Origin of the sequence: Paenibacillus sp. VTT E-133280 (assembly GCF_002264385.1) — a bacterium.
GTDB lineage: Bacteria > Bacillota > Bacilli > Paenibacillales > Paenibacillaceae > Paenibacillus_AQ > Paenibacillus_AQ nitricinens.
This window is the reverse complement of sequence record NZ_NFUX01000069.1, coordinates 21,759-37,893: the sequence shown is the minus strand read 5'-3', so window position 1 is coordinate 37,893 and position 16,135 is coordinate 21,759. Positions and strand designations below refer to the sequence as shown.

15 protein-coding genes are annotated in these 16,135 nt (G+C 43.8%); 14 read left to right on the top strand and 1 reads right to left on the bottom strand.

What is annotated here, in order from left to right:
* Positions 1 to 97 precede the first annotated feature (97 nt).
* From folD to CA600_RS24590, 12 genes are all read left to right on the top strand, one after another.
* Positions 98 to 955, top strand: a complete 858-nt coding sequence (gene folD / locus CA600_RS24645) for a bifunctional methylenetetrahydrofolate dehydrogenase/methenyltetrahydrofolate cyclohydrolase FolD (RefSeq protein ID WP_094873655.1) — start codon at positions 98 to 100, stop codon at positions 953 to 955.
* A gap of 12 nt (positions 956 to 967) precedes the next feature.
* Entirely contained in the window at positions 968 to 2,347 is a 1,380-nt protein-coding gene (gene xseA / locus CA600_RS24640) for an exodeoxyribonuclease VII large subunit (protein ID WP_094873653.1), read from the top strand.
* Positions 2,325 to 2,582 carry an exodeoxyribonuclease VII small subunit gene (gene xseB, locus CA600_RS24635; RefSeq protein ID WP_042129807.1) on the top strand — a complete coding sequence of 86 codons (258 nt, stop codon included), beginning with the start codon at positions 2,325 to 2,327 and terminating at the stop codon, positions 2,580 to 2,582. The genes xseA and xseB overlap by 23 nt, the downstream gene beginning before the upstream one ends.
* Positions 2,569 to 3,516: a polyprenyl synthetase family protein gene (locus tag CA600_RS24630; protein WP_094873651.1), complete on the top strand. Its 948-nt coding sequence runs from the start codon at positions 2,569 to 2,571 to the stop codon at positions 3,514 to 3,516. Before xseB ends, CA600_RS24630 begins: the two co-directional genes overlap by 14 nt.
* A 99-nt stretch (positions 3,517 to 3,615) precedes the next feature.
* Positions 3,616 to 5,520 carry a 1-deoxy-D-xylulose-5-phosphate synthase gene (gene dxs / locus CA600_RS24625; RefSeq protein ID WP_094873649.1) on the top strand — a complete coding sequence of 635 codons (1,905 nt, stop codon included), beginning with the start codon at positions 3,616 to 3,618 and terminating at the stop codon, positions 5,518 to 5,520.
* A 46-nt stretch (positions 5,521 to 5,566) separates the two neighbouring features.
* Entirely contained in the window at positions 5,567 to 6,469 is a 903-nt protein-coding gene (locus CA600_RS24620; RefSeq protein WP_094873647.1) for a TlyA family RNA methyltransferase, read from the top strand.
* Positions 6,470 to 6,580: 111 nt separating this feature from the next.
* Positions 6,581 to 7,054 carry a hypothetical protein gene (locus CA600_RS24615; protein WP_256989999.1) on the top strand — a complete coding sequence of 158 codons (474 nt, stop codon included), beginning with the start codon at positions 6,581 to 6,583 and terminating at the stop codon, positions 7,052 to 7,054.
* 148 nt (positions 7,055 to 7,202) lie between these two features.
* Positions 7,203 to 7,652 carry a transcriptional regulator AhrC/ArgR gene (gene ahrC, locus CA600_RS24610; RefSeq protein WP_094873645.1) on the top strand — a complete coding sequence of 150 codons (450 nt, stop codon included), beginning with the start codon at positions 7,203 to 7,205 and terminating at the stop codon, positions 7,650 to 7,652.
* Between the two features lie 48 nt (positions 7,653 to 7,700).
* Positions 7,701 to 9,428 carry a DNA repair protein RecN gene (recN, locus tag CA600_RS24605; RefSeq protein ID WP_094873642.1) on the top strand — a complete coding sequence of 576 codons (1,728 nt, stop codon included), beginning with the start codon at positions 7,701 to 7,703 and terminating at the stop codon, positions 9,426 to 9,428.
* A 138-nt stretch (positions 9,429 to 9,566) separates the two neighbouring features.
* Positions 9,567 to 10,679: a SpoIVB peptidase gene (gene spoIVB / locus CA600_RS24600; RefSeq protein WP_094873640.1), complete on the top strand. Its 1,113-nt coding sequence runs from the start codon at positions 9,567 to 9,569 to the stop codon at positions 10,677 to 10,679.
* Positions 10,680 to 10,878: 199 nt separating this feature from the next.
* Complete coding sequence (spo0A, locus tag CA600_RS24595; RefSeq protein ID WP_042129795.1) at positions 10,879 to 11,694, top strand: sporulation transcription factor Spo0A; 816 nt, start codon at positions 10,879 to 10,881, stop codon at positions 11,692 to 11,694.
* Between the two features lie 519 nt (positions 11,695 to 12,213).
* Positions 12,214 to 12,807 (top strand): hypothetical protein, encoded by a 594-nt coding sequence (locus CA600_RS24590; protein WP_094873638.1) that lies wholly within the window; start codon positions 12,214 to 12,216, stop codon positions 12,805 to 12,807.
* Positions 12,808 to 13,012: 205 nt separating this feature from the next.
* On the opposite strand, the gene CA600_RS24585 is transcribed toward CA600_RS24590, so the two are convergent.
* Entirely contained in the window at positions 13,013 to 14,755 is a 1,743-nt protein-coding gene (locus CA600_RS24585; protein ID WP_094873636.1) for an ABC-F family ATP-binding cassette domain-containing protein, read from the bottom strand.
* Between the two features lie 310 nt (positions 14,756 to 15,065).
* Between CA600_RS24585 and CA600_RS24580 the strand changes: the two genes are divergently transcribed.
* Both CA600_RS24580 and CA600_RS24575 read left to right on the top strand, forming a co-directional pair.
* A complete protein-coding gene (locus tag CA600_RS24580) occupies positions 15,066 to 15,554 on the top strand; it encodes a hypothetical protein (RefSeq protein WP_094873634.1) in 489 nt (162 codons plus the stop codon).
* A 258-nt stretch (positions 15,555 to 15,812) separates the two neighbouring features.
* Positions 15,813 to 16,103 (top strand): MazG nucleotide pyrophosphohydrolase domain-containing protein, encoded by a 291-nt coding sequence (locus CA600_RS24575; protein WP_094873632.1) that lies wholly within the window; start codon positions 15,813 to 15,815, stop codon positions 16,101 to 16,103.
* The last annotated feature ends 32 nt before the right edge of the window (positions 16,104 to 16,135 follow it).

Sequence of the window (16,135 nt, the reverse complement as noted above, 5' to 3'; positions counted from 1 at the left end):
TTTTATATTTCTCGCATAAACGCTTACCGTTCTCATAAGGACGCCAAAGCGTTTATGCTTGTACAATAGTAAAGTATATAAAAGGGGAGAGACTATCATGACAGCAGCAATCATCAGTGGTAAACAAGTATCTGAGGAAATTCGTATTGGTATTGCCCAGGAGGTTGCTGAACTGGCGAAACGTGGCGTGAAGCCCGGTCTGGCAGTAATTCTAGTAGGTGAAGATCCAGGATCACAAGTGTATGTTCGCAACAAGGAAAAATCTTGTATTAGCCTTGGTTTCCATTCGGAAGTGCATAAACTGGATGAGTCTACTACGCAAGAAGAATTGCTGGCTCTCGTAGCGCAGCTTAATGAACGCGATGATATTGATGGGATTCTAGTTCAACTTCCATTGCCTAAGCATATTGAGGAAAAAGCTGTTATTGATGCGATCTCCGTGGAGAAAGACGTTGACGGCTTCCACCCTGTAAATGTAGGTAACCTAGTGATTGGTGCTGACAGTCTGCTTCCTTGTACACCGGCAGGTGTAATTGAACTAATTAAACGTACAGGAACAGGAATGGCTGGTAAACATGCTGTGGTCATTGGCCGCAGTAATATTGTAGGCAAGCCTGTATCTTTGTTATTGCAACGTGAGAATGCTACTGTGACGATGTGCCATTCCCGTACAGCTAATATGCAAGAAATTAGCCGTCAAGCGGATATTCTAGTTGTTGCGATCGGACGCGCGAATTTCATTGACGCTTCGTACGTGAAACCGGGTGCTGTTGTCATTGATGTGGGTATGAACCGTTTGGATAACGGTAAGCTTGCAGGTGACGTTGATTATGATAGTGCAAAAGAAGTTGCCGGATACATCACACCTGTTCCGGGTGGGGTTGGACCGATGACGATTACAATGCTGATGAGCAACACGCTGATTGCGGCTAAACGCCGTCACGGCTTGGAATAGGGGTAGGAATTCATGGCGGCAGAGCGGCAGGTCTATTCGATAAAAGAACTCAACCGTTACATCCGCATGAAGCTAGACTCGGATAATTTACTTTCGGATGTATGGATTCGCGGAGAGATTTCCAACTTTACGCATCATGGTAGCGGTCATATGTATTTCACGCTAAAGGATGAGAGCAGTCGGATCAAAGCGATTATGTTTGCTTCTCATAACCAGCGCCTGCCCTTTATTCCGAAGGAAGGTGCTCGGGTAATTGCTAGAGGTAATGTGACCGTATATGAACGGGACGGGCAGTATCAGTTCTATGCCACACACATGCAGCCAGATGGAATTGGTAGTCTATATTTAGCCTATGAGCAGCTGAAGAGCAAGCTTGAGCAAGAGGGGCTGTTTGCAGAAGCGCGTAAACGCCCTTTGCCTCGCTTTCCAAAGTGCATTGGCGTGATTACTTCGCCAACGGGGGCAGCAGTACGGGATATCGTGATTACACTCCAGCGGCGGTTTCCGCAGGTGGCTATTGTAATCTATCCCGTACTGGTGCAAGGCAAAGGCGCCGCACCTTCGATTGTGAAGGCGATTGGAGCGCTGAACCGCATGGGTGAGGCCGACGTGCTTATCGTCGGCCGCGGCGGCGGTTCGCTCGAGGAGCTGTGGGCGTTTAACGAGGAGGAAGTCGCGCGAGCGATATCGGCATCAGGGATTCCGGTCATCTCGGCCGTTGGCCACGAGACCGATTTCACGATTGCCGATTTCGCCGCCGACCTCCGCGCAGCTACGCCCACAGCGGCCGCGGAGCTGGCCGTGCCACATGCCGGCGAGCTAGCTGCGCAGCTTCGCGGGCAGCAGCAGCGGCTGCGCCAAGCGCTGCAAAGACGCGCCCAGCGCGGACGCGAGCGTCACGCGGGGCTGGAACGCTCGCTGGCGCTGGCAGGCCCGCGCCGCTCGCTGATGCAGCACACGCAGCGGCTGGATCAGCTGCGTGAGCGGCTCCAGCGCTCAGCGGATGCACGGCTCAGCCGTTCCCGCGAGCGCAAAGCTGTGCTGCATCATAGTCTGCAGCGGTTCCATCCGCACGGCAGTGTTGCCGCTGCGCGTCAGCGCACTGAAAGCATGCGCCGTGAGCTGATGGGCGCTATGCAGGCCCGCCTGCAGGAGAAGCGAGCTCGCTATGTAGCGGAGATTCGTCATCTGGATGCACTGAGCCCTCTTAAAGTTATGTCGAGAGGCTACAGCTTAGTCTATGACGAAGCAGAAGAACATTTAATCAAATCGCTGACCGAAGTACAGCTTGGCGATCTTGTAGTGATAAAGATGAATGACGGACAGCTGAACTGCCAGGTATGGGGAATGAAGGAGGGTGGCAAAGACGATGACGAAGGAAGCGGAACTTGATTTTGAAGGCGCCATGGACCGGCTGGAGGAAATCGTACGTGAGCTTGAACACGGCGACGTTCCCCTGGAGAAGGCCATCGATTTATTTCAGCAAGGTATGAAGTTATCTCAGCTTTGCGGCAGTAAGCTTGAGCAGGTAGAGCGTAAGATCGAAATGATTACCCTAGAGGACGGAGAACTGCGTAAGAAGCCGTTTGGTGCACGTCTGGAAGGGGACGCCGATGACTCGCTTTGAGCATGAGCTTGAGAGAAGCTCTGAAGGAGAAACACTGCGTCAGCCACTGGAGGAATACATTGCGTCCTTAAGCGATCTAGTCTCACATGAACTAGAGGTTATTCTCCCCGCGCAATGGATGGTTCCAGAGAATTTGCAGCAAGCCATGAAGTATTCACTTATGGCTGGGGGCAAACGCCTCCGGCCACTGCTGGTGATTATCGCATGTGAAGCACTGGGAGGAAGTCGAGAGGCTGCCCTGCCTGTCGCTGCTGCTATAGAGATGGTACATACCTACTCGTTAATTCATGATGATTTGCCTGCCATGGATAATGATGATTATCGGCGCGGAAAGCTGACGAATCATAAAGTCTTTGGCGAAGCGACCGCTATTCTTGCGGGTGATGCCCTTCTGACCCATGCTTTCTACAGTGTGGTACAAGCCTCGCGTAAATTTGGTGTCCCTGCAGAAAGTGTACTATCCATCGTAGAGGATTTGGCGGAAATGGCAGGTCCTCGTGGTATGGTTGGCGGTCAGATTGCAGATATGGAAGGCGAGCAGGGTCTAACCGATCTTGCACAGCTGAAGTACATTCATCTGCATAAGACAGGGGATTTGATTATCTTTTCGCTGCTAGCTGGCGGTCGTATTGCAGGTGCTGACGAGCAGCAGCTTGAGGCTTTGCATAAATTTGGAACAGCCATTGGACTCGCTTTTCAAATCCAGGATGACATTCTAGATTTAATTGGAGACGAAGGTAAACTTGGCAAAAAAACAGGCAGTGATGTTAAGCAGCATAAAGTAACCTATCCTTATTTTATTGGCCTCGAAGCATCGCGAGAAGAAGTGAAGCAGCTTACTGAAACAGCCCATAATGCTGTTCTGAACGGTGGCTTTCATGATAGCCAGCGCCTGCTGGAAATTGCAGATTACTTAATGGCACGTGATCACTAATTATGAACTTTCGAAACGGCTGTATTTCGACAGCCGTTTCGTTTGTGTTATAATGGGTTTTATATAATTTACAACATCTAGGAAAGCGGGGAACTATACGTGCTGCTTCCACAAATAAATGATCCTGAGCAACTAAAATCATTGTCAGTCGATGAATTGACTACCCTAGCGGAGGAAATTCGTCGATTTCTGATTGAGAAGCTAACAGCAACTGGGGGGCACCTCGGATCCAATCTAGGAGTCGTGGAGCTTACCTTGGCTTTGCATTATTGTTATAACAGCCCTCGGGACAAAATGATTTACGACGTTGGGCACCAGGCATATGTCCACAAAATCCTGACCGGTCGTCAAGACCGCTTCGATACCCTGCGCAAATATCAGGGCTTGTGCGGCTTCGTTAAGCGCTCCGAAAGTGAGCATGATGTGTGGGAAGCTGGACATAGCAGTACCTCATTATCGGCAGCAATGGGAATGGCGATGGCCCGCGATCTCAAGGGTGAAGACAATAAGGTGATTGCCGTGATTGGTGACGGCGCTCTTACTGGTGGAATGGCGTTTGAAGCACTTAACCATATTGGCCATGAGAAGCGTAAGCTGATGGTTATTTTGAACGATAATGAAATGTCGATTGCTCCTAATGTAGGGGCCATGCACAATTATCTAAGCAAAATACGTTCGGATCGCCACTATTTGCGTGCCAAAGACGAGGTAGAAGGGCTGCTTAAGAAGATTCCGGCCATCGGAGGACGATTAGCGAAGACTGCTGAACAGTTAAAGAATAGTCTCAAATATATGATGGTACCTGGCGTATTGTTTGAAGAGCTCGGCTTTACGTATCTCGGTCCGGTTGATGGACATGATTTGGAGAAGATGATTGATACCTTCCACCAAGCAGATAACGTGGCTGGACCTGTGTTGGTACATGTACTAACAACGAAAGGTAAGGGCTACAAACCGGCTGAGACCGATTTCTATAAATCACATGCCATTTCGCCCTACAAAATTGAGTCGGGTCAGGCGCTTAAAGCTGTGGGTCCTCCAATGTACACGGAAGTATTTGGCGAGACACTGATCGAACTGGGCCGGGAAGATTCCCGTCTGATTGCTGTTACACCTGCGATGCCAGGAGGCTCGGGTTTATTTCCTTTTGCTAAGGAATTTCCCGATCGTATGATTGATGTCGGGATTGCCGAGCAACATGCGGCTACGCTTTGTGCGGCTTTGGCTATGGAAGGGATGAAGCCGGTATATGCGGTGTATTCTACCTTCATGCAGCGTGCCTATGATCAGATCGTCCATGATATTTGCCGACATAACGCGAATGTTATGTTCGCCATTGACCGCGCGGGGTTTGTAGGTGCGGATGGTGAGACTCATCAGGGTGTGTACGATGTTGCTTTTATGCGCCATATTCCGAATATGGTGATGATGATGCCAAAAGACGAAAATGAGCTGCGTCATATGATGAAGACGGCGCTTGAATATAATGATGGTCCGATTGCTTATCGCTATCCGCGTATTAACGGTACAGGTGTAGCAATGGATCCTGAGCTGCGTACTATTCCAATCGGATCATGGGAACGACTACGTACAGGCGAAGGTTATGCTGTTGTAGCCTGTGGACCTATGGTTCAAGTGGCTGAAGAAGCCGCTGATTTACTGAAGCGGGAAGGGATTCAGGTAGGCGTCGTGAATGCGCGGTTCCTGAAGCCACTGGACAACTCCATGCTGCTTGATTTGGCTCACGCTGGAACCAACATGGTTGTTATTGAAGAGGCTTGCCAAGCGGGAAGTCTCGGCAGCTCGGTATTAGAATTCTACGCAGAGAATGAAATTTATGACGCTCGTGTACATCTGATGGGTGTACCTGACATCTTTGTGGAGCACGGCTCTATTAAAGAACAGCGCCAGGAAACAGGTCTTACTGTAGAAGCGCTATGTGCACGTATCAAGTCCATGATGGCTTTGAGTGCATATAACTACAAAACAACTTCGTCTTCCTAAATGGAAGCCGGAAATTAGCAACCCTTTGAACGATCGGGAGATGACCATGGAACACCGTAAAGAACGGATAGATGTACTACTTGTTGAGCAAGGTTTTTATGAAAGCCGTGAGAAGGCTAAAGCAGCTATTATGGCAGGACTGGTGCTCGCGGATGAAGAACGCATTGAAAAGGCTGGTATGAAGGTGTCACGGGAGGCTACCCTTAAGGTTAAAGGCTCTGTGCATCCCTATGTCAGTCGTGGGGGACTAAAGCTGGAGAAGGCTCTACGCCAATTTAATATTGATCTTACGGGACGGACCATGCTGGACATCGGTGCTTCTACTGGAGGCTTTACGGATTGTGCACTTCAGAATGGGGTAAGCCATGTGTACGCGATTGACGTTGGCTATAATCAGCTGGACTGGTCGCTGCGTAATGATGAACGTGTTAGTGTGATGGAACGAACGAATTTCCGATATATGACGCCTCCAGATTTGGTGGGTCCTATTCCGGATTTTGCGAGTATTGATGTTTCATTTATCTCCTTAAAAATAATTCTTCCACCGCTCAAAGCTTTGCTTAAGCGCCCGGCGGATATTGCTGCGCTGATCAAGCCACAGTTTGAGGCAGGACGGGAGAAGGTTGGTAAATCAGGTGTAATTCGTGATTCTGCTGTTCATAAAGAGGTATTAATTAATGTACTGACCATGGCGGCAGAGCTAGGATACCAGCTGAAGGGATTAACTTTTTCACCGATTACAGGCGGGGAAGGCAATATTGAGTTTCTTGCTCACTGGAGACTAACACCTGAATTGGCGGAAGCTGAAGAAGGTATATTAGAGCCTTCAGAGGCTGTATCAACAGTCCTTCCAGTGGAGAATTTCCCATCCCTAGCGGATGAAGTGATTAAGCAGGCTACGGGTACTTTTAATGTAAATTCGACTCATGGAAACTCATCGCGCCGGTGAGTTTCTTTTTCCATATGGAAAATAACAATTATTCGGAAAGCTTCTAAAAAGACAGCTTAGAAGAAGGAATTGGCATGGCTTCACGCGAATAAATCACCGAGGTGATTGATAGTGGCGGGTAGCTCTGACAAGGTCGTCATGGCGTTTATTGGAGTAGCATTATCGATTTTTATAATTTATCGGATATATATATGGCTGCAAAGTTCTCCGCGTTCTTTCATGAAGGATCAGATCCCGTTTAATAAAGTGATTATTCCTCACCCATCTATAGACATACTAGAGGATGAAGGGTACGAGGTCGTTGGAGGGAAGCTCAAAATCCCGTTGTCCTTCAACGTAAACGGGGCGCAGATGTATAGCCGGTTATTTATAGATTATGTGGCGACTAAAGAGGAAGGATCAATATATTTGGTTATCCTTTCTAGACCACGCAAACCTTTGGATTTCACAGGCAGCGGCTTACGAGATACCTTGCTTCCTTACTTACTGATTTATCCGGAATGTAGCGGAGTTTTGTATGTTAATGTTGCTGCGGGATCTATTCAAGTGATTAGGCTCGGCAGGGATGACGGAGAATCAAACTGAGTCCATATTTAACTAGGTGTATGCTTCCGAAGTAGTTTTGCCGAAGCAATTCGGGGAGCATCGCTTACAAAACTAAGTCCATGCTTCCGATGTAGTTTTGTCGCTGCTAATCTGGAAGTGTCGCTTACAAAACTTTTAGGAGGCAACAATGAAGGGACAACGACATATTAAGATACGCGAGATTATTACGCAAAAGGATATCGAGACACAGGACGAGCTGGTGGAAGCCTTGCGTGAATCCGGTTTTCAGGTTACTCAAGCTACAGTATCTCGAGATATTAAAGAGCTATTGCTCATTAAGGTGCCTATGGATGATGGAAGATACAAATATTCGCTTCCAACGGATCAACGGTACAATCCAATACAGAAGCTAAAGCGCGTTTTGGTGGATAACTTTGTGCAGATCGATTCATCGGCTAATCTTGTGGTGATGAAATGCTTACCGGGTACGGCTAACTCAGTCGCTGCTTTGATTGATAATATTGACTGGCCACAAATTATGGGGACCATCTCTGGCGATGATACCATTCTTATTATTTGCCGCCAGCCTGAGGACAGCAAGAATGTAATTTCACAAATCATGGGTTACATTTCTTAATTTTTTATTCTATCAAATTCTTATCATCTTCTCGGAGGTGCTCTATTAGTGTTAGAAACCTTGTCTATCCGCAATCTAGCCGTCGTTGAGGCGGTAGATGTGCATTTTTATCCTGGCTTCCATGTGCTCACAGGGGAGACTGGGGCAGGTAAATCCATTATTATTGATGCGCTTGGACTGATTGCCGGAGGGCGCGGCTCCGCGGATTCTATTCGTTACGGTTGTGAAAAAGCAGAAATGGAAGCGCTCTTCAGCCTCCCAAGCGGTCATCCCGTCTGGGATACTTTAGAGCGTCTTGGCATTGAGGCTCAGCGTGAGGAGCATCTTATAATACGCCGTGAGCTCACCTCTCAGGGTAAAAGTACATCACGTGTAAACGGACAGATGGTCAATCTTACTATGCTACGTGAAATTGGCGAGCAGCTGGTTAATATTCATGGACAGCATGAACACCAAAACTTATTGAAGGCAGAACGACATTTGGGACTGTTAGATACATACGGAGAACCCATTATCGGGCCGCTAAAAGCGGTATATCAGGAAAAGTATTCCGCCTTTGCGAAAGTGGAGAAAGAGCTCCGAGAGCTGCAGGAATCCAGCCAAAAGGCTTATCAAATGCTTGATTTGTACCGTTTTCAGTTAGAAGAAATTTCATCTGCAGCATTAAAACCGGGAGAAGATGAATTACTTGCCGAAGAACGGGTCAAACTATCCCACAGTGAGAAAATGATGGATTCCGTATCCGGTGCATATGAGCTTCTCTACGATAGACAAGGCTTAGAATCCATCGGTAATGTCATTTCCAGACTCGAGGACGCGGTTCGTTATGATGAAAAGGGACTTAAATCCGTGCTCGAGCAGTTGCAGTCCTCTTATTATCAGCTGGAGGATGCTGCATTTCAGCTTCGTGATTATCGAGAAGAGATCGAATTCAATCCACAGCGGCTCGAAGAAATCGAGAATCGTCTCGATTTAATTACCGGACTCCGCCGTAAATACGGAGATAGTGTAGAACAGATTTTGGCTTATTATGAACAAATCCATCGGGAAACCGATCTGCTTGAGAATAAAGATGAATACCTGGAGAAACTGACGACCAAACGCGATGCATTGCTTTCTGTATTAATGGAAGCAGCTACTGAATTAAGTGAAGCACGGAAGCTGTGTGCGTCTGATTTAGCCACGCAAGTGGAGAGTGAGCTTAAAGATCTTCAGATGGAAAGAACCTCGCTACAGGTTAAATTAGACACGCTGGAGGACCCGCGTGGAGTTGAGTATAAGGGTCGGCGTATTCGTCTTACAAGACAAGGGATCGACAGTGCGGAATTTATGATTTCCCCTAACCCTGGCGAGCCGTTAAGACCCCTTGGCAAAATTGCCTCGGGTGGTGAGTTGTCGCGTATTATGCTGGCAATGAAGAGTATTTTTGCGCGTCATGATGCGATTCCAGTTCTAATTTTTGATGAGGTGGATACCGGTGTGAGTGGTCGGGCTGCTCAATCCATTGCAGATAAACTGTATAAGCTGAGCTCCACATGTCAGGTGTTCTCCATTACGCACTTACCTCAGGTGGCTTGTATGGCTGATCATCAGTATTTAATCCGCAAAAAGGTTGAGGACGGAAGAACCATGACAGAAGTGGAATCACTCACGAATGATGGACGTGTAATGGAGCTGGCCCGAATGCTGGGTGGAGTGGAAATTACCGAAAAAACATTGCACCACTCGCAGGAAATGCTTAATTTGGCCGAGGCAAGTAAGGCTGCAACAAGCTAAGCGGAACAATGATTGACAGTAATAAAAGCCTGGGGGCAAGGTTATCTTATAGGTACGCAATTGGCGACCACCTTTTTCGTCAAGCGAAAGAAGCAAAAGGGAGCGTGACAGCCATTGAAGCCTAACCTCAGGAAGTTAATGCCAGGCCTTTTATTTGCCTTCTTTCTTAGTTTATCGGGCATAACGGGAACCCACCAAAGTTTTGCCGCACCACTGAACAGTGAACCTGCCAAGGTGAGTGCGCATGGAATCAAACCGGAACTAAAGGTGATCCCGGGAGGTCAAACGATCGGAGTAAAGGTGAAATCAGCAGGTGTTCTGGTTGTTGGACATCATCTGATTGAAGTATCCGAGAAATCCAAGCTTTCCCCAGGTGAGATCAGCGGTTTGGTGCCAGGTGATTTGATGATCTCCATTGATGGAGAGAAGCTGGACGAGTTATCTAAGGTGGCCAAGCTTGTGGATCGTGCTGGAAAAGCGAATAATTCTCTGACGATTGTCTTTAAACGCGCTGGGAAAGAGCATACAGCCAAGCTCAAACCTGCGTATGATATTAATGACAAAGTCTGGAGGTTAGGCCTGTACATTCGAGATTCTGCAGCGGGTGTCGGCACGTTAACTTTTTATGCCCCGAAACAGGGGGTTTATGGAGCTTTAGGACATGTGATTACGGACATGAATACCGGAACACCAATTGTTGTTGGCAGCGGTCATATTGTTCAGTCCAGTGTAACTTCGATTTCTAAAAGCCAGGATGGCGATCCGGGTGAGAAACGAGCCCATTTCTTAAAAGAAAGCCAAGTGCTTGGTAATGTGGAGAGTAACACAGATTTTGGCATCTTCGGTAAAATGAGTCGTAATCCCGAGCATAGTCTTTATAAAGAACCTATTCCTGTGGCAATGAGCAATCAAGTCAAGGAAGGTCCAGCTGAAATTCTTACCGTTGTAGATGGGCAGCAGGTAGAACGATTTAAGGTTGATATCATTCATGTGGCACATCAGCAGACACCCGCGACAAAGGGTATGGTCATTCGTATCACAGATCCGCGACTGATCGATAAGACAGGTGGTATCGTTCAAGGGATGAGCGGAAGTCCAATCGTTCAAAATGGACGGCTCATCGGCGCTGTAACTCATGTGTTTGTAAATGATCCTAAGTCCGGCTACGGTTGCTTTATCGAATGGATGCTTAAGGATTCTGGTGTAACCCTACAGGAGAATAGGTATCCAATTAATCTTAAGGCGGTTTAGCCTTAAGATTTTTTTGTCGAAGGATTACGAAGATCATCGAACTTTGAAATAAAATATTTAATTATAATCCATGCCAGAAAAAAAATAAAGAAAAATAATTTTCGACAGAAGGGAATTCAATCTCCATGTCGAAAATGTTAAGAGACAAGAAAAAAATGTTATTTTCGAATAGCAGATATAATTAAGGAGGAAGCAGCCAGTGCAGAATATTGAAGTGTTGTTGGCCGATGATAACAGGGAGTTTACGAATTTGCTTTCCGAATACATTTCTGAACAAGAAGATATGACGGTAACGGGTATCGCCTACAATGGTGAAGAAGTGCTTCAAATGCTAAGCGAAGCACGCAAAGTTCCCGATGTCCTTATTCTTGATATCATCATGCCACATTTAGACGGTCTGGGTGTCTTGGAACGTCTGCGTGATATGGATCTGAATCCTCAACCGAAGATCATCATGCTGACCGCTTTTGGTCAGGAGAACATCACTCAAAGAGCTGTACAGCTTGGTGCATCCTATTATATTTTGAAACCGTTCGATATGGAGGTCCTGGCAAATCGTGTACGTCAGCTTGTAGGGGTCCAAGGCAGCATGAGCTCATCCTCTAACATGTACAACTATTCGTCGACGTCCAGATCGAATGTAGTGCCGCTTACAAAGGGCAAGAATCTTGATGCTAACATTACCTCGATCATTCATGAAATCGGTGTTCCAGCACATATCAAGGGTTATCAGTACCTGCGCGAAGCGATCACCATGGTATATAACAATATCGAGATCCTTGGTGCGATTACAAAAACACTCTATCCAGCCATAGCAGAGAAATTCAAGACCACGCCTTCACGTGTAGAACGCGCGATTCGCCATGCAATTGAAGTGGCTTGGACCCGTGGCAATATCGACTCCATCAGCCATTTATTCGGCTACACCATTAATATCTCCAAATCTAAGCCTACTAACTCGGAATTTATTGCCATGGTAGCCGACAAGCTGCGGATTGAGCATAAGGTTAGTTGAAAGGGTTAGGGGCAGTGCGTGGTAAGGGATTGTGGGTTGCTTGTAGGTGTTTAGGCTAAAACAATTTTGCCTACAAACTTCTCTTTGGGTAATTTAAAGCCAATCAATTTCTTATGTGTATATGTATAAATTTCACTCCTTTATTGGGTTCGGTAAATCCAATGGAGGAGTGTTTGTTTATGACTGATTTTGAATTTCAAATTGATAATTTTATGTTGTAGTATATCTACAAACACAATTAAAATCACTGATGTAATAGTAATGAAAATGAAATAACAAAGAATCCTTGTGAAAAAATCGAGAACCCAAAAAATTATTAGAAAAATCAAAAAAAAGCTCAGTGTAGAAAGCGTAAAACTTGTTCTTGCACAGTTTGATACATCGAGGTATGAACAGTTAACTTTCTTCAATAGAGTTGATTATAGAGATTATTTAATGGAACAATTTAGCATCTGATAAAACAAATATTTAATTTAGAAGGAGACATATGAACTTGAAAAAATAGTGGGAGTGTGAAATGTGGAAAAAATATTATTGGTTTGTATTATGATAATGTTGATGTTAGCATCGGCTAATGGAAATGTTGAAATGACATCAAATCCAAATCCTTTTAGTGAGCCTAAATCTGAAACGGATGAGTCTATTATTCCAAAAAACACATCCGTATATTGTGCTCAAGAAAGTATAAATTTGGATAGTGAAACTGAAAAAGATTTCTATGGAACTTGGAAAGTTGCGAAGCTTTTAGGTTTTGCAAATTCATATAATGATGCTTCTGAATATCCAACAGGGCAAAAATTCATTGGCGATGAAATTATCATCAAAAAAGACTTTTTTTCATCAAAAGGACTTAAAAACTATAGTGTTTATCAATATGAACTAAAAAAACCATTATATGAGATTACAGCGACATGTTATAACTCTGACTCTTTTTATAGATTATATAAAATAGATATCCCAGACTTAAATATAAATGATGTAGTAAAAGTAATAAATATAAGTGACCCTTCTACAAACCTTGGAATACCTTTAAGTTTTTTTGTTGTTAATAACGATAGGCTTATCTTATTATCAGAGGCAACTATTTTTGAGCTTAAAAAAATTACTGATTAAATGAATGCGATTCTGAAAATACCGTTGATATGGAATGGCGTTTATTATTTGCGTTGTATTATAAATTTGGTAGTAATTTAAAATGAATAGTCAGAAAATATTTCCTTCTCAAAAAACGTATGCTCGGTATAATGCAGCAAAAAGACACTGAGATCTTATTCATCAGTGTCTTTTTTTAGACATTTTCCCACCAGAGGGTTGTAGTTTAAAGCAGCTTAATCAGCTCTTCTAGCTCGTCAACCATACCTTTTGCAAGTTCAAAATTATTGTCTTTTAATGCCAATTCTATTTTCGTTTCAACTGCTTTTTTATTTTGTTCATTTTCTAAATAGTCTTTATCAAAATGACTGGCATAAATCATCTTTCTGAATTTTCGCATACTCATTTTTCTAATCGTCTTATCGTCAATGATTAATACATAATCCATACCATTTACTACAGAATAGAAATCATGAGAAATCATGAGAATCGCACCTTTATAATCTTCAATGGCTTTCTCCAGTGCGATTTGTGTATAGGTGTCTAAATGGCTTGTCGGTTCATCAAGAAGCAATAAGTTTGCTTTGCTAGCAGAAACTTTTGCCAATTGCAGTATATTTTTTTCGCCACCGGATAAAGATTCTACCTTTTGATTAAGAATTTCTCCTTCAAAGCCATAGTTTGAAAGATGTGCTCTAATCTCATCATAAGTTGCAAACCCAGCATCGATGAAGTCTTCTAGTATGGTATTAGAATCCTTTAGCACTTCGTCTTGAAGCTGAGAAAGATAAGCCACTTTAATATCAGCATTTATTTCAATTGAATCATGATTATTTTTAAAGATATCTCGGAGTAAAGTCGTTTTCCCGGTACCGTTTGGACCGATAAGGGCTACTTTATCTGTAGGTTTCATCTCAAAGTTAACATTTTCTAAAATCAACTCATCAAAGGAAACACTATAATTATTCACATTTAAAACAGTGATGTCTTCTTCAATTTCATTGTCCACACCAAAACTGATTTCCGGTTGCTTAATATCAACGAATGGCGCTTTAATTTTTCGCGCTTCCAATCTTTCTTGAAACTTAACCCTAGCTTTTAATGCTCTCCCTCTAGATGCTTCTGAATTATAGGTTGCGATCGCTCTAAGATTATCAATAATGTCATCGTATCTCTCAATTTCTTCTTGTTCAGCGACTGCGATTTCTTGTAACTCAATTTTTGTCTGAAGTAATGAGAAGTTATACTCAATATATCGCCCATCGAACTCTTGGATCTCCATGTTTTCAAGGTGTATAATTTTGTTAAAACAATGATTCAATAGATAACGGTTATGCGTAACAACTAGCAATATTCCTTTGTGAGCATTAATAAGATTTTTAAGTGCATTTAGATTTTCAAAATCTAAAAATACATCGGGCTCATCCATAATCATTAAGTCTGGACTAGTGAGCATTTCCTTCATCACTTGAATAAGCTTGAATTCCCCACCACTTAGGTCGGATACCCTAGCATCTTTTAGCTTTAAAAGGTTGGCCAAATTTAGTTTCTTATTAATATTGCTTTCAAAATCATTTCCATCCATTAAATCAAAGGCATCTAGAGCTAATTGATACTTTTCGAGTAATGAATCAATATCTGATGATGTTTCCATTTCACTGAGAATACCTGTTATTTCATTTTGTATCTTAATAAATTCTTCTCCTATATATTCAAAAACGGTTGTTTCTTTAGTTCTGTCTACTTGTGAGAACTGACTTACATATCCAATTTTGCAGGTTGGGTCAATTTCTAGCTTGCCTTCGAACAAATATTTTTCTGGATCCATCAGTATATCGATCAGTGTACTTTTACCACTGCCACTTGTTCCTATAAAAGCGCAATGTTGTGCTTCTTCTAACGTAAATGAAATGTTTTTATATAGTTCTTTTTGCGGAAATGCGAAGGATAAGTTATCAACTTTTATCATAGTATTACCTTTCTTTATAACTAAATTAGTGAATATGAATAGAAGGATTGAAGATCATAGATTTTGAGTTTACCGTTGATAGAGTAACACTGTTTACATACAACTTCAATCATTTCGAAATAAAGTTGTTTGTGAAATCGAAAAACACAACTTAGAAAAATAGAATCAGACATACTCAGATGGCTTCTTATAGCAAGATTACATACGGCCAGTAGTTGTGTTGGCTGTGGCAGAGTCTCTTAGTATATCTTTCATGTTACGAATCTATTGGTTATAATTGGAAGAATAATAAATTCAGGAGGTCGTAGACATGAAGAAGAAAATAGTAGGAATTGTAGCAGCCGCGTTGTTACTTGGTGGTTCAATAGGATTCGCAGCGAGCTCGTCGTTAATTGGCGCTAAAGTTTCCGGAATGTATACGATAAAACAAGACGGAAAGAAGATTGCAGATGCGATTGTAGTAAATAACTCGGCCTACGTACCTGTGCGCACGATGTCCGAAGCGACCGGAGCAGGGTTAACGGTTGAAGGAAAGACGATAATATTGGAGAGTAAGGAGACTGAGAAGGCAGCACTAAAAGCAAGTATTGCAGCTGCTAAACTCCGGGAAAGATTGGCAGGGGCAGAATCAAGCGTTCAAGTTCTCAAAGAAGCCATCCAACTGGTGGAAACTACTGCGGCCGACCTAACAAGCGCAGCAGACCAAGAGGCTCGAAGAAACTATATCGCGGAGTTGAATAAACGTGTTGCCTTCATGGAAACAGAAATTGCGCAGCTCAAGGAGCAACTTGGCGAATAATAAATGAGTAATGACGAAGAGTCTCGCCATTACTGGTGCGGCTTATCCGTACTCAAACATTCGACGACGAAATTGGCTGCGAACCTGCGGATTGTGTGGTGGAATGACCGATATATCAGGCGGAGTTAGACGCAATAATGGCGTTAATATCAGCGCGTTGAGGAGGTTGTGTTCTTTGACCAAAAGGATGATAATTAGAGAAATAGCAGAACTAATTACTTTACATAACTTTATACCCTAAAAGCGAGGCGTAACGAAATGAATACATCTGAGTTTCAACAGTATGTGAAGAAGTTCAGTGAAACCAAAGGTTTTGACACGAGCTCCATCGAGCAGAGAATGCTGTACTTAATGACTGAAGTAGGGGAATTGTCCAAAGAAGTGCTATCCGTATCCTTCGACCCCGGTGCAGAGAAGAAAGAAAACTTGGGATTTGAAATGTACGATGTAGTGTGGAATATTTTTGATTTAGCCAATAAGCTAGGCATTGATCTGGAGCAGGCTTTTAAACGTAAGCTTGAGATCAATGAGGAGCGGTCCTGGGAATAATTGAATACGATAAAAAGTCCAAGGACCTCCCA

Bases quoted from the DNA above. Each gene is read 5' to 3' on its own strand.
- CA600_RS24630 (WP_094873651.1), top strand. From the start codon at position 2,569: ATGACTCGCTTTGAGCATGAGCTTGAGAGAAGCTCTGAAGGAGAAACA.
- CA600_RS24585 (WP_094873636.1), bottom strand. From the start codon at position 14,755: ATGATAAAAGTTGATAACTTATCCTTCGCATTTCCGCAAAAAGAACTA.
- ahrC (WP_094873645.1), top strand. From the start codon at position 7,203: ATGAAGGGACAACGACATATTAAGATACGCGAGATTATTACGCAAAAG.
- folD (WP_094873655.1), top strand. From the start codon at position 98: ATGACAGCAGCAATCATCAGTGGTAAACAAGTATCTGAGGAAATTCGT.
- CA600_RS24575 (WP_094873632.1), top strand. From the start codon at position 15,813: ATGAATACATCTGAGTTTCAACAGTATGTGAAGAAGTTCAGTGAAACC.
- CA600_RS24620 (WP_094873647.1), top strand. From the start codon at position 5,567: ATGGAACACCGTAAAGAACGGATAGATGTACTACTTGTTGAGCAAGGT.
- xseB (WP_042129807.1), top strand. From the start codon at position 2,325: ATGACGAAGGAAGCGGAACTTGATTTTGAAGGCGCCATGGACCGGCTG.
- xseA (WP_094873653.1), top strand. From the start codon at position 968: ATGGCGGCAGAGCGGCAGGTCTATTCGATAAAAGAACTCAACCGTTAC.
- spoIVB (WP_094873640.1), top strand. From the start codon at position 9,567: ATGCCAGGCCTTTTATTTGCCTTCTTTCTTAGTTTATCGGGCATAACG.
- CA600_RS24580 (WP_094873634.1), top strand. From the start codon at position 15,066: ATGAAGAAGAAAATAGTAGGAATTGTAGCAGCCGCGTTGTTACTTGGT.